The organism is Candidatus Poribacteria bacterium (assembly GCA_021162805.1).
Lineage (GTDB): Bacteria > Poribacteria > WGA-4E > B28-G17 > B28-G17 > JAGGXZ01.
Genome location: JAGGXZ010000028.1, coordinates 1 through 14,170, shown reverse-complemented (window position 1 = coordinate 14,170; position 14,170 = coordinate 1). Strand labels below are relative to the sequence as shown.

At 54.4% G+C, this 14,170-nt stretch carries 9 protein-coding genes; 2 read left to right on the top strand and 7 right to left on the bottom strand.

Annotation, left to right across the window (positions count from 1 at the left end):
• The first annotated feature begins 165 nt into the window (after positions 1-165).
• Positions 166-5,817: a T9SS type A sorting domain-containing protein gene (locus tag J7M22_02080; protein MCD6505391.1), complete on the top strand. Its 5,652-nt coding sequence runs from the start codon at positions 166-168 to the stop codon at positions 5,815-5,817.
• A gap of 4 nt (positions 5,818-5,821) precedes the next feature.
• On the top strand, positions 5,822-6,802 hold the full coding sequence (locus J7M22_02075; GenBank protein MCD6505390.1) for a PorV/PorQ family protein: 981 nt from the start codon (positions 5,822-5,824) through the stop codon (positions 6,800-6,802).
• A 254-nt stretch (positions 6,803-7,056) separates the two neighbouring features.
• Here J7M22_02075 and J7M22_02070 read toward each other — a convergent pair whose 3' ends face one another.
• The 7 genes from J7M22_02070 to J7M22_02040 all read right to left on the bottom strand — a co-directional run bounded on the left by J7M22_02070 (position 7,057) and on the right by J7M22_02040 (position 14,038).
• Entirely contained in the window at positions 7,057-8,766 is a 1,710-nt protein-coding gene (locus J7M22_02070; protein MCD6505389.1) for a dihydroxy-acid dehydratase, read from the bottom strand.
• Positions 8,767-8,797: 31 nt separating this feature from the next.
• On the bottom strand, positions 8,798-10,684 hold the full coding sequence (locus J7M22_02065; protein MCD6505388.1) for a thiamine pyrophosphate-binding protein: 1,887 nt from the start codon (positions 10,682-10,684) through the stop codon (positions 8,798-8,800).
• An 18-nt stretch (positions 10,685-10,702) separates the two neighbouring features.
• Positions 10,703-12,211 carry an amidase gene (locus J7M22_02060; protein ID MCD6505387.1) on the bottom strand — a complete coding sequence of 503 codons (1,509 nt, stop codon included), beginning with the start codon at positions 12,209-12,211 and terminating at the stop codon, positions 10,703-10,705.
• 54 nt (positions 12,212-12,265) lie between these two features.
• A complete protein-coding gene (locus tag J7M22_02055) occupies positions 12,266-12,598 on the bottom strand; it encodes a type II toxin-antitoxin system PemK/MazF family toxin (protein ID MCD6505386.1) in 333 nt (110 codons plus the stop codon).
• Positions 12,583-12,777 carry a DUF2281 domain-containing protein gene (locus tag J7M22_02050; GenBank protein ID MCD6505385.1) on the bottom strand — a complete coding sequence of 65 codons (195 nt, stop codon included), beginning with the start codon at positions 12,775-12,777 and terminating at the stop codon, positions 12,583-12,585. The genes J7M22_02055 and J7M22_02050 overlap by 16 nt, the downstream gene beginning before the upstream one ends.
• 232 nt (positions 12,778-13,009) lie before the next feature.
• Positions 13,010-13,690 carry a class I SAM-dependent methyltransferase gene (locus tag J7M22_02045; protein ID MCD6505384.1) on the bottom strand — a complete coding sequence of 227 codons (681 nt, stop codon included), beginning with the start codon at positions 13,688-13,690 and terminating at the stop codon, positions 13,010-13,012.
• 81 nt (positions 13,691-13,771) lie between these two features.
• On the bottom strand, positions 13,772-14,038 hold the full coding sequence (locus tag J7M22_02040) for a hypothetical protein (protein ID MCD6505383.1): 267 nt from the start codon (positions 14,036-14,038) through the stop codon (positions 13,772-13,774).
• Between the last annotated feature and the right edge of the window lie 132 nt (positions 14,039-14,170).

Sequence of the window (14,170 nt, the reverse complement as noted above, 5' to 3'; positions counted from 1 at the left end):
CATCAGGCAGATGACAGGAGTTCTGATAGAGGAGATACTTGAGGCAGAAAGAGATGAATTCCTGGGATACCAGATCCCCTATCGTATACCGGCCATCACTTGACAATATCGGGGACGGGTGGTAATATCTATTTGCGAATACAACCTTCGGGAGGTAAAAAAGGCGTGGCGAGATGGATCTCCGCCGTCCTGCTCTTCTCCGTTCTCACCTCTGCCGCCTCTGGTGAGACCGAAATCCTTAGCTCAAACGACGATGGGATCATCTTTGAACTCGATATCCATACTCTCCAGTTCACGAACGAAGGGATACCTGAATATGATGGATGCGGATTCATCTCAAAGCCCGACGGGTTGAAGTTCCCCATGACAAGGGTTATGATCGGAGTGCCACCCGGGGCGAATCTAGCCGTTTCGATCTTAGATCGATCGGAGGAGCGGAGACGGGCACCTTCAACCTTAAGGGAGAAACTTGATAGATTGAAGGATCTGCCCCGGATCTTTCCGGAGAGGGAAGTTAAAATCGTAACTGACGGCTACATCCGATCTCAGAGGATCGCCATCCTGGAGCTACATCCGGTTCGATATGACCGGATAACGGGTTCTCTCTTGGTATACACACGCATGACGGTCAGGGCGAGTTTCACCCGACCCTACGCTGCCCCTCCGCTTCACACCTCCTATGTCTCGGAACCCCGTCAGTTTGAATCCCTTCTCAAGGAGAACCTGCTCAACTACGGCAGGGCAAGACTGTGGAGGAGAGCCTCATCGCGGAAACCTTCTCCGGCCCCTTCGTTCGGGCCCGGGAAGAGGATTAAGATCTACGTCGAGAAAACGGGCGTCTATAGAATCACCGGGAGGGAGTTCAAGGAGGAATGGGGCATAGACCTATCGGGCGTTGATCCGAGGACGTTCAGGCTCACCTGTAAAGGGGAGGAGCTGCCGATATACGTTAGGGGAGAATCGGATGGTCGTTTTGACCCGGACGATTATATCGAGTTTCTCGGCGTCAATCCGAACTACATCTACACGAGATACAACATCTACTGGCTGGAGTTCGGAACGGGAAGGGGGATAAGGGTATCGGCCATCGATGGCGAGCCGATAAACCCCGTAGCCACGTATGTGACCTCTTTCAGATCGAAAATCCATTTCGAAGAGGACCACGTCCATAACGTCCTGAATCAGATCCCTCCTGAGGAGGTGTCTCCCGATAACCCCTTCGAATGGTTCGATAAATTAGATCACTGGTTCTGGACGGGGATAAAGAACGGTGAGAATAAGAACGAGGTAAGGCTTCATTTTAAGCTTTTCGACGTCGCCAAAAGCTTCTCACGTCCGAAGATCGCCATAACCCTCCAAGGTGGAACGCCTACCGAGCATGATATCCTCGTACAGGTTAACGGGATCAGGATAGATCGGGCACGATTTCCGAAACAGGAGATCGTTACCCTTTCAAGGACCCTCCCGGCGAACAGTCTGATCGATGCTTCAAAGGGCGATAACGTGATATCCTGTATCAAGATCGATACCACAGGGGAGAAAAACACGATAATATACCCTTACCATGTATACATCAACAGCTTCGACGTCGAGTATATGCGTCTTTATAAGGCGGTGCATGACGCCTTAGATTTCAGCTCCCCTGAGGAGAGGGAGGTCGACAAGGGGGATCTGCTCGAATATTCGATAGAGGATTTTCTGGCCGATGATGTCGATCTGTTCATACATGACGGGACAAGGTTGTTGACCATGATCACCAATCCCGCCGTCGAAAGGGTCAAACTGGATGAAAACGAGAGGGAGAGGTTCAAAAGGATACTGGATGTGGAGGGGTTAAAGAGGGCGCCCGATTACGCCTATACGGTGAAGTTTCAGCTCAAATACACGATCCCCACCAGGTTTTACGCCGTCTCATCAAGGGGGGCTTTAAAGCCCGCCCTGGTGCAGATGAGAGAGGAGGAGGATCTACTATCGACATCTAACTCGGCCGATTACATAATCATAACCCATCCTCTCTTCATGGAGGCGGCGAGAAGATTGGCCGATTGGAGGAGCACGGCCCAGGGCGGCGGTTTCAGGGTGAAGGTGGTGGATGTGACCGATATCTACGACCAGTTCAACTATGGGATCGTCCATCCCAAGGCGATAAAGGATTTTCTCAGATATGCTTACGAGAACTGGGCTCCGCCGAAACTGACGTATGTTTTGATCCTGGCCGACGCCACCGTGGATTTCCATGGGGTGACGAAGAAGCTGTATCCGAAACCTCCTGAGCTTTCGGGATATATACCGACGTACTTCATCTGGACCCAGTACGGCGAGACGTCGACCGATCATTGGTTTGCGACGCTGAGCGGATCCGATGCCCTGCCCGATGTTTACCTTAGCAGGATACCGGTTGAGACCGTCGAACAGGCTGAGGACGGGGTGGATAAGATCATAAGATATGAGAGGAACAGGCCGAACGGCGAGTGGCGCAGAAGGATCATCTCCATCGCCGATGACGCCACCACGAACTCCGGCGACTTCATCTTCAAACAGAGCATGGTGGAGATCGACCGATACCATATCCCCCCTGGATATGAGAATGTCAAGCTCTTCCTCGATGATATCAGGGAAGATCTGGAATCACACCCCGAAAAGTATAAGAGCAATTTCATCGGCGATGTGGCAAAGGAGATGATAGTGAACGCCTTTGACAGAGGGGCGGTTCTGGCCCAGTACGCTGGACACGCGGGCAGATTCGTCTGGGCCCATGAGATCATCTTCGACCGATTTGGAGTCGACATGCTGGCACCCAACGACAAGATACCTTTCATGTTAGTCTATAGCTGTTATAACGGATATTTCGATGGGATAGGACAGGATAGCATGGCCGAGCTCCTTCTGAGGAAACCGGATGCCGGGATAATCGGAATGTTCAGCGCCACCAGACAGACATACGGTTCGGCCAACGATTCACTCAGCAAGATAACGCTCGATGAGATCTTCAAATTCGGCAAGAGACGCATAGGTCGGATCGCCTTCGACTCGAAGGTGGAACTGTTGCTCAGGAACGGTTTAGGAGAGCTTGAGGTGATGATGCAGTACACCCTTTTCGGCGATCCAGCTACCAAACTCGCCCTCCCCGATTACCGGATAGAGCCTCGCCTGGAGCGGTATTCGTTTAACCCGGGCGATGTGATCGTGATCATGCCGGGGGAGATCACCGGCGATTCGGAGGATAATCCCTCCTCGTTTTCCGGAAAGTTGGTCGCAAGGGTGAGGATGAAAGGGGAGGTGATAGCCTCATCTGAAGTTAACGTTTCAGGCGGCCGGTATCCGAGATTCAATGTGAGACTTCCCAGATCGATCAAGCCCGGAGAGGCGATTCTGGACCTCTATGCCTCCTCCGCAGATCGCTTGGCGGTGGGCGGCGCGAAGATAAAGATCGGACTGCCGAGTATAAGGGATATCTCAGCCCAGATTAAGGGCGATAAGATCCGCTTCACCTGCTCTGTTTACGGTCCTTCCTCCCTCGGAAAGGTCCTGCTGAATTGGAAATTCCCTCAGATGGACTCATTCCAGAGCGAGGAAATGGTTAAAGAGGGGGATCACCTCTTCTCGGCCGAGATAGATTCACCGCCCCCCGGGGAGCGCATAACGTATGAGATACAGGCGATAAGCTCAGAAGGTTCTTCTACCTCAGACAGATACAGCATCGAGATCCCCTCACCTCCCGATCTGTCGATCATCACACCCGCGGCCACAAGTTTGCCGTTGATATATCTGGATGGGATGAGGCCCACCGTCGAGATACAGTGGGATGGGAGGGAGAAGCCGGATCAGGGGATCGAGGTGGCCCTATTCGAGGGAAATCCGGATCAAGATCGAGATGGAAAGCCGGACCCAAGGGCCAAAGAGATCGGGAGGGTGAGGATAGAGCGAACGGATTGGATTAAACGGGATTTGAACCCATCGGCTCAGATGAAAGCCTTTACAAAGGACCCCCTCAACCTCAACTGGATGGCTAAGGTCTCCTTTAAAACGGAGCTTCTGCCGGGCGAAAGGTTCCTCTTCGTCTGGATAGATCCCAACGGTAGGATCGAAGAGTCGGATGAGGGGAACAATGTGGGGGGAATCATACTGGGGTCCGACACGTTTAAAGCCCCTCAAGGGCGGGGAACGTTGAGCGATCCTCGATCCAGATTCTCCATATCCCTTCCCGGTGGAGCAACGGGCGGAAAACCGTTGACCGTCAAGCTGAGTGATTCCACACCGGGCGAAGGTCAGGTGGGATTGGAAAGACTCCCTCTCAGCGGCGGGAAGAAAACCATGGAGATCTTCTGTGAGGAGAAACGGTTTAGCTCACATCTGAACCTTCGGATCTCCTTCGACTTCGAGGAGCTCAAACGGCAGATCGCCGGGAAGATGGGGATGAATTACTCCGAAGCGCTCTTACGGCAGACCATTAAGGAGCTGTTGCAGGCTTCGTCGATCTATCTCTGGCTGGAGGAGGTGAGCGGGTGGAGGAAGGTTGATTCAAAGGTGAAGTTGGATGTCTCAGGTGAGGTGAAGCTCAAATCCGCCGTCACGCTCGTCTCGTCCGAAAACGAGGGCGCGGGCGGGCTGGATAACGATAGATCATGGGCGGAGAACAACGCGCAGGAGGCGGATTGGGTGTTGATATTTAAACCAGGGAACATGAGATTGATAAAACTGGGTGAGAGGATCGAGGATATGGGGACAAGCACGGGATATTTCCAGAGCGCTGGACTGCACTTGAGGGTTCAGGATGATCCGAAATCGCCCTTCAGAGCGGGGGACTCCATATCCTTTTCAACCTCCCGATCCGGTTCGGGCGAGATGAGGCTGAGCGGAGTGAAGACCCAGAATTACGGAAACGGCGTGGCGAGGATCCTATCAGTCAACTCGAATGCCCCTGACGACGCATGGGTTTTGATCTTTCTGGACGATGAGAGATTCGTGATCGTGGGCGCTCAAAAGGGGCTGATCCGATCCGGAGACGGCGAGCCGATCGTCGGTCGAATAGGTGAGGAGTTCAGTCCGGGCGAGGTCGGCCTTTCGTTAATGGTTGACTCCGGTTCCGTTCCCTTCAGGAGAGGTGATACGATCAGGATAGTTGTGGGGAAAGTGGGGGTGATGGAAGCGGAGATAGATAGGCCTGGAACATATGCCATCATGCGAAGTCATGATACAACCCCTCCGGAGATATCGATAGCGGTCAGCGGTCAGGGGTTCACCGACGGGGATTTCGTTCCCGGAAATCCCAACTTCGCCATATCGATCAGGGATAATGGAGGCGTCGATCCTGAAAGCATCAAGCTGAATCTGGTGAGGAACCTCATAGAGAAGATCGATGTCAAAAAGGAAGAGGTGCTTATCAATCCGTCTCAAAGTGGGGTCATCACGGTTAACTATACCCCGAAACTTGATCCGGCCAAGTATGAACTGACGGTCAAATGTGCCGATCTGGACGGCCATCCCGCCGAGAAGAGGGTCGAGTTCGTCGTAAGTAAGAACGCCAGCCTCTCCGACGTGATGAACTATCCCAATCCCTTCTCGGACGAGACCGAGATAACCTGTGTGCTTTCATCCCAGGTGGATCGGATCACCTTCAAGATCTACACGCTTTCAGGAAGACTGATATGGGAGAGGAGGATGTGGGGTAGCCCCATTGGATTCGTTCAGGTCAGATGGAGAGGGAGAGATCGGGACGGAAGAGAGGTAGCTAACGGGGTTTACTATTGCAAGGTGACGGCTGAAAAAGGTGGGAAGAGGTTCACAAAGGTGATAAAGCTGATGAGGCTGAGGTGAAAGGATGAGATCGATCTTCATCATGGTGCTTCTGCTTATATCCCTCCTTCAAGCCTGGGCCTCCGATGAAGGGGAATCGGCCTACGCTGGCGATTTCACATATCTCGGCGTAGGAGGGAGGGCGCTGGGAATGGGGGGGAGTTTCGTCGCCATCTCGGACGATGCAACTGCCGTCTATTGGAATCCGGCGGGACTCTCTGGGATGAAGAGGGTTGAGATCGGACTCATGCATTCCACCCTTTATGGCCTTGACAGTTATGATTTTATCGCTCTTGCCTCCCCGGTGAAGGGCTGGGGGAATTTCGGCCTCTGCTGGCTGAGAGTGGGTGTGGATGACATAATGTATACTCAGGCCCCTCACCCCTATATGCCGGCGAGTCTCTTCAACAGGCCGTATGTCGAGAGGACCTTCAGCACGTCGAATAACCTCTTCTCAATCTCCTATGCCTTCAGAACGTGGAAGGGGATCGACGTGGGACTGAACGTGAAGTTGATCTACGTGAGCACGATATGGGGGTTTAATGCCGTCGGAGCGGGTGGAGATCTGGGATTGATCTACAGGAGAGGCAGGTTCAGCTTCGGCGCCGTGGTTCAGGATTTCACGCGAACGAAGTTGTTTTGGAACACCACTCCTCAGCTGCCTGAGACCAGATCCCATGTGGATGTCATAGATCGGAATTTCAGACTGGGGATGGCATACTCTAGGGAGCTGAGGAAGCTTAAAAGCAAATTGATCCTCTCCATGGACGTGATGTCCATCTACAATTTCGAGAAGAGGGTGGGTTTCGAATGGACGCTGGCCGATACGCTTTCACTGAGGTTCGGGATTCAAGAGAGGAGCGGGGTTGAACGGAGAAACGATATCACAGCGGGGGCGGGATTGAAGATAGGTTTCGTCTCCGGTGCGGCCTTTTCGGTGGATTACGCCTTTCTCTCCTCTGAGCTTGGAAACAGCAATAGGATATCGCTGAACATGAGGCTCTAGCCGAGTCGTATTTTCGATCCGCGCCGGTGTTAGACGTTACTCTTTTCGCTCATATTATCGCCGAGTGTAGCAAAGATCTGAGAGGTCAGAAATGCTTATTTCTCAGGATGAAAAGGAACAAGGAGCGGAAAACGTTACAACGTTAAACGTGCAACGGATTTCCCTTCTCCTCGTTCCTCATCATGGATAACTGCTACGCTCAAGGGAAATAAGAGCGGCTCTTTTAGATGATGTCCCGTGGCCCTAGAAACCCCTTAAGAGGGTTCCGGAGAGAGGAAATCCAGGTCTGCTCCCAAGTGAGCCTGGAGGACGTGTTCAGCGTATAGTCGACGCCAGCCCCGCTCGGGCAGCGGCGGAGGAGTGAATTGCTCTCGCCTCCGGGCCAGTTCCCTCTCGTCCACGAGCAGATCGAGACGGCGTTCCGGCACGTTCAGTTCGATCTTATCTCCGTCCCGCACCAGCGCCAGCGGCCCTCCCACCGCCGCTTCGGGCGAGCAGTGTAAGACCACCGTCCCATAAGCGGTGCCGCTCATTCGGGCGTCCGTGACCCTCACCATATCGCGCACCCCTGCCTCCGCCAGATATCGCGGGATCGGCAGGGAACCGGCCTCCGGCATACCCGCTCCCACCGGTCCGGCGTTACGGAGCACTATAACATGGTCAGGGGTGATGCGAAGAGAGGGATCGTCGATCCTATCGGCAGCATCTTGGGGGGATTCAAACACCACGGCCGGTCCTCGATGATGCAATAGCGATGGGGTAGCAGCCGCCACCTTGATCACCGCTCCCTCAGGCGCTAAGGTACCACGCAGAATCGCCAGGGAGCCCGGAGGGCCCAACGGGTTGTCGAGCGTGCGGATCGTCGTCTGCCACTCCCCTGGAGGCGGAACCTCAGCTAGAAGCTCACCTAACGTCCGTCCGGTGATGGTCAGCGCTGAGAGGTCCAACAGCGATTCCAGGGCTTTGAGCAGCGCTGGCACCCCTCCCGCCCAGTGCATATCTTCGAGGTAACCCGATCCGGCGGGTTTGCAATCCACCAACAGCGGCACCCTCTGCGCTACCTCCTCCACATCGTCAAGGGTAAGGCGTATCCCCGCCCGTCGTGCGATAGCGATCAGATGTATGATCGTGTTGGTCGATCCCCCCAGCGCGATGAGCACGGTGAGGCCGTTGAGGAAGGAGGAGCGCGTGAGGACATCGCGGGGGCGTGGTCCGCCTCGGAGGGCCAATTTGACCGCCTCTCGGCCGGTGGCGACGGCGATGCGGAGGCGATCGGACGAAACCGACGGCGCTGTGGCACCGCCAGGCAGCATCAATCCCATAGCCTCAGTTACACACGCTATCGAGGAGGCCGAGCCCATGTCCATGCAGGTTCCCGCCGTGGGACATAGGGCCTGGCGTATCTCGTTGATCTCCCGTTCGCTGAGACGTCCCGCTCGGTATTCTGCCCAGGAACGGCGACAGTCGGTACATGCTCCCAGCCTTTCACCCCGCCAGAAACCGGTCATCATCGGCCCCGTTACGAGCGAGATCGCCGGGAGGTTCACCGACGCCGCCGCCATCAACTGCGCGGGCACTGTTTTGTCGCAGCCGCTGAGCAGCACGACGGCATCCATCGGCTGAGCGCGGATCAGCTCCTCCGTCTCCATCGCCACCAGATTGCGATAGAGCATCGTCGTGGGGGAAAACAGGATCTCATGTAGCGAGGCGGTGGGAAAGGCGAAGGGCAATCCCCCCGCCTCCAGCACACCGCGTTTAACGGCGGCAACTAGGGAGGGCATCTCCCGATGGCAGGTATTGTAGTCTGAGGAGGTATCGGCGATTCCGATTATAGGCCGATCCAGATCGGTCTCGTCGAAACCCGCCGAGGCGAGAAAAGCCCGTCGCAAATACCGGCTGAAGTCGGTATCCCCATAAGAGGGCAGATTACGATCTATGCCGCTCGGCGTTGTTCCTTCAGGCATGATTCCCTCCTGTGTGGTTGTCGTCCTCGGTTCAAAGACCTATCTCATGTCTTAGGGTCTGGGTCTCCTCGACCCAATTGCCCACATTCCACCGCCCAAAAGCACCTAACCCACCTAGAGGATGAGGTCCGTAGTACACAGGCACGTAAACCAGGGAGAGTCCTTCATATGCCTTGGCCTGATTCAGGGCCGCCTCCAGCGTTTCGGGCGATCGTCCTCCATCAAACGCCGCCACGCCGCGAATCGAGCGCGCCCAGCCTATATAGTCCACCGCAACGTCATCCTTTGTGGCGTGCTCGACGCCGTATTGTGCCTCCTGCAACGCCGTGATCGCCCCCATCCTCCGGTTATCCAACAACAGGATGCATCCCCGCGCCCCGTGCTGCACGCCGTCGATCAGGATCTGCGGGTTCATCGTGAAGGAGCCATCACCCGTGATCGCCAGCCCGTAGAAGGGTTTCGAGGCCAGCCCGGTCGCCAGCAGTGCCGAGACGGCGAAACCCATGTAGCTGGCGCCCGACTCGTTGAAAGTGCGGCCGAGCCGGTCGTCTTCGACGATCTGCATCCCGTTGGCCTGCACGTCGCCGGCGTCGAAGAAGGTGACCACATCGTTGGCCCGTGCCCAATCGGTGGCGATCTTGATGGCCGCCGGCTGAGTCAACACCTTCTCACCCCATCTCTCATCGTAGAGGCAGGGGTTGCGGTACCGCTCCGCCTTATGCTCCTCCCATCGTCGGCGCTGTTCGCTGCAGGCCTTCAGCCAGGGTGACTCACCTGATGTGTCGGTTCCTCTCCGTCGACGGAGCTCCTCATTCAGCCTGCGTAACGTCGCCGCCGCATCACCGATCAAGGCTATCGTGCGGTTGTAGTGCATCGCCGCCTCGACATCGGTGTTGATGTTCACCACCTGTTTCACCCGTGGATATCCCGTACGGGAGCAATCTGACTGGCAGACGAAGCGCGTGCCGATGGCGACGAGCAGATCGGCCTGTTCCATGGCGTAGTTGCCGCAGATGGAGCCTTTGGTGCCGCCGATCGTCATGTTGCGGGGATGAGAATAAGGTATCACGCCCGAGACCAAAGGGCTAAGAACAGCCACGCCGTCCACCAATTCGAGGAACTCCAGCAGTTCAGGTCCTGCCTTACGGGCGCCTCCTCCGACCTTAACGACCACGCGCTCGGCGTCTAACAATACCTCGGCCGCTCGTGCGTAGGCGCCTTCATCCGCCGCTCCCAGAGGGGGTGGAACGCCTACAGGTAACTCATCCAGGTTGAAGTTTTTCAGAGGACTGGGCTGGGTGTTCATCGGCAGAAGCAGGTAGAAGGGGCCAGCCCGATGTGGATGATCCACCGTATTGAGCCCGCGGCGCAGAGCTATTCCCACCGCCTCCGGGGTGTGGAGGCAGTATGCCCGTCCCATAGCGGAACACATATGCAGGAAGGGATGTTGCTCCATGCTGGGGATCTGCTGCATATTCGGGCCCTCGTCCTGTGTCGTCTCGTCGGGGAAAAGATACCAGACTCCGATGCCGTCGCTGGCGGGGACGAGAGAGCCGGCCAATGCATGTAGCGCGCCCGGCCCGATCGAGGTCACCACCGCCGCCTTCTCGCCGGTAACCCAGCGTAAGGCCGTGGCGGCGTGAGATGCTTCGATCTCGTGTCGTACGTTGCAGGTGCGTAACAATCCCGCCCCCTCGTAAATGCGCAAAACCTCCCCGATCTCCGTCGATCCATGTCCCAGCACACAGAGAAAGGTACGCACTCCCTGACGCAGCAGACCGAGTATAACCGCCTCGGAGAGCGTCGTATCAATGCGTCGGGGAAGTGCGCCGGAGCTCAACGCCTCTTCGAATCCGCCGGCCTCCGCTATAGCCTCGGCCCGGCGTTGGCGTTGACGGGTAAGTTCAGATACCTGCATCTAGGCACCTCCTTGAAATCATCCCACCTTCTCACAAAGGGATGGTTTTCGATCAAACCACGGTTTCGCCCGCTCCAGTTGACCTGCCAACCGAAACAGCGTTGCCTCATTACCATAACGGCCTACGAAGTGCATACCGATAGGCAGTCCCTCCTCGTTCCAATACAGCGGGACCGACATAGCCGGCTGGCCCGTGGCATTGAACAGCGGAGTGTATGGGATGAACTCAAAGGCCTTTTCCGCTATCGTATCTACCCCGCCAAGGGCGCTAAGCAGGCTTCCCGCCTTGATTTTGCCCAGAGCTTTCATCATGAATCTCTCTACGGAGGTCGGCTGCAAGGCGCCATGCGTCAGAGGTGGAGAGGCCAACGTCGGTGTCAGCAACACATCGTACTCCTCGAAAAACCTTCCGATCTGTCGAGCGCTACGTTGGAGCACACGGATGGCCTTGGAGAGGTCTGCAGCGGTGATCTCACGACCGAGAAGCACAAGCACCCAGGTGCCGGCCTCGAAATCCCCCGGCCTCGCCTTGCGGCCAAGTAGTGTCTCGAACTCCTCGATATCCGCCCGGAGCTCGCCGGTCAACATCGTCACGAACGCTCTGGCAAATGCCTTGCCGTCAACCTCCGGAGCTGCCTCGACCATCTCATGGCCAAGCTCCTTACATAACTGAACGGTCGCCTCCAGACCTTTAAGACAATCTTCATGAACGACATCGCCTAAGAACGGTTTAGGTGTAAAAGCGATGCGTAACCTACCGAGGTCCGTGTTCACCTCATCGAGGAAAGGACGCGATGGCGGCGGAGCGTAGTAGGGAGCCCCGGCATCCGGCCCGGAAATCGCATCGAGCATGGCAGCGCTGTCCCGCACGGAGCGCGTCAGCACGTGATCGCAGACCAACCCGTGCCAGATCTCGCCGTAATCGGGTCCCATGGGATTACGGCCTCGGGTAGGTTTAAGCCCGAATATGCCGCAGCAGGAGGCCGGTATACGGATTGAACCGCCGCCATCGTTGCCATGAGCGATGGGAACGATGCGAGCGGCGACAGCGGCGGCAGCTCCTCCGCTGGAGCCACCGGAGGTGCGCCCCAAATCCCACGGGTTTCTGGTGGGCCCGAACAACTCCGGTTCCGTCACCGGTAACAGGGTGAACTCGGGCACATTGGTCTTGCCGAGAGTGATAAGACCGGCAGCTTTAAACCGTCGCACCAGCTCACAGTCATGATCGGGGACGAAGTTGTGGAGGAATCGGCTGCCGGCTCGCGTTGGCGCACCGGCGAAAAAGGTGCTCAGGGAATCCTTCAACAGAAATGGAACACCCTTAAAGGGGCCATCGGGCAGATCTCCCTCAGCCGTCTGTCGCGCATGATCATACATCTTCTCGATAACGGCGTTGAGCTTGGGATTCAGCATCTCGATGCGGCGGATCGCTTCCTCTACCAACTCGATCGGTTTCACCTCCTTCTTCCGCACTAGCTCAGCTAAGCCGAGGCCATCATACCGGTCATACTCATCAAAACCACCCATCGTTATTCCCCCGTTTTAGTTTCAATGAGCTTATCTTGATTCCTGTTGCGTAATTCATTGTCGTAAAATATCTACTATTCTCTCGATCACCTCGTTAGTCTTATCAGGTTTGAGATGACCAACCCGATATAAGATTATGTGACGGTCCGCTGTAAATATACGATTTGGTCGCACATTACTTCTCTGCTTGAGTCCTCCTGTTTCAAAGTCATTGCCCTCAATTGGAACTGCGTATTTATCTTTAATCCGCTGACTGGTTATCTGGCAAAGAATCAGGTCGTCTCCTTCTAATTCAGCCACAACTAAAGCAGGTCGTCTCTTGGCATGGGTTAAATCCGAAAATGGAAAGGGTACAACCACCACATCCCCCTTTACAAATCTTGCCAAGCTTCATCCTCCTCGGGTTTTAGCCAATCTTTCTTAAGGGATGTTTCGCTCATGATTGCAGTCCCCATCCTTTCTTCCAGCGCTTTTGTTTCTAGAAAGCGTATAAAATCCAATATCTCTGTGAGATAATGCTCAGGGATCCTTTCAATTTCCTTTAAAATTAATTCCTTCACTTCCATATTTTAACCTCGCTATTTATTTTGTATGTCTAGCTTTAAGCAACTTCCGATAACGTTCCCAGCATATACGAAGTTTCGGCGTAACCGAAATTTGGATGAATGAAGTGAGCCGTATATGCTGTGTTATCTGCAGTATTTCTCATAGCTTTTTGGACTCAACTTCTTAGCAATATACAGGACGGTGAGATATGGTCTTATTATTCTTCCTCCATATTTATCTTCAATCAAAGCCCTAATGGCAGTAAATAGTCTCTCTTCTTTCTTGGTCTAAACATCGGTGATTAGAGTATGTGTTAAGGAGCTTAATATACTGATCTGCTGTATATTCCTTTGTCCAATGGTATCGCTTAACAAGAACTTTTTCAAACAGACCAGTTTTGTTAATGTAGTTCTCCGTAGATTTAATCTTATCTTCGGTTGATGGTCCCTTGCTGGGGTCCTCCCATTCAGGCACAACACTTTGATACACACTTTGCACTGCCTGAAAAAAGCCCGTGTACGGAGTCGGGTGAAGATTCGAGAAAATAGCGATATATCCAGTATCTTTCAATACTTGCACTGCTTTAGGATAACCGATCTCTGGGGAGATCCAGTGAAATGCAGTTGCTGAGATGACGAGGTCAAACGAATTCATCTCGGGCTCCCATTCTTCAAATGATATTGGATAGACATGCACCCTCGGGTATTCTTGGCATTTTTTTGCAGCCAAAGCAGCCATCTTTTTCCCAATATCCAGACAAATCATGTAATAGCCTCGCCTCGCGAAAGGGATTGTAGCCTGTCCTGCACCGCATCCAATTTCAAGAATTCTTCCGTCTTCAGGTATTAATTCCTCAGGGTAACCTGGACGAACCTCTTCATAATCCTTAGCTATTTGATCAAAAATAGTTTCACGAGAAGCTTTTACATTCACAATACCACCTTACGGAGCAATTGCCGCTCTTTGTCACGGAATGGCTCGCCCTTGACACCCATTTGATGGCCGCGCTTGCATCTATGACTTGCTCGGCCATATTTGCTCATCCCGCTCTTGACGCATTTGGCGAATCTCTTGAGTCGCATCAAACTCGCCTTCCCACATATCCGCTGCCGCATCGCACAATGCCAAAAGTTCATCGGCATCTCTCGCACCTGGTTTTTCTATATCCAGCGGCATAATACTTAGACGCTCGGAGATGCGAGCTATCAGCTTAAGTTGATCACGCATCGGCAGCCGAGTTATTTGTTGTTCCAACTGTTCTAATGTTGTCCGGGTAGCCATCCTCTTTCACCTCACATTTCCTGTTGGGCTTGGCATTTCGCCTAACGTTCCAGGCGTTTACGAAGTTGCTAGCGAGTAATTTGGGTGAAGGGCCGAAGGCCCGCAGCCGCAAACACCTTGTTAGCCGCCGTG

Bases quoted from the DNA above. Each gene is read 5' to 3' on its own strand.
- J7M22_02060 (MCD6505387.1), bottom strand. From the start codon at position 12,211: ATGGGTGGTTTTGATGAGTATGACCGGTATGATGGCCTCGGCTTAGCT.
- J7M22_02050 (MCD6505385.1), bottom strand. From the start codon at position 12,777: ATGGAAGTGAAGGAATTAATTTTAAAGGAAATTGAAAGGATCCCTGAG.
- J7M22_02065 (MCD6505388.1), bottom strand. From the start codon at position 10,684: ATGCAGGTATCTGAACTTACCCGTCAACGCCAACGCCGGGCCGAGGCT.
- J7M22_02070 (MCD6505389.1), bottom strand. From the start codon at position 8,766: ATGCCTGAAGGAACAACGCCGAGCGGCATAGATCGTAATCTGCCCTCT.
- J7M22_02075 (MCD6505390.1), top strand. From the start codon at position 5,822: ATGAGATCGATCTTCATCATGGTGCTTCTGCTTATATCCCTCCTTCAA.
- J7M22_02040 (MCD6505383.1), bottom strand. From the start codon at position 14,038: ATGGCTACCCGGACAACATTAGAACAGTTGGAACAACAAATAACTCGG.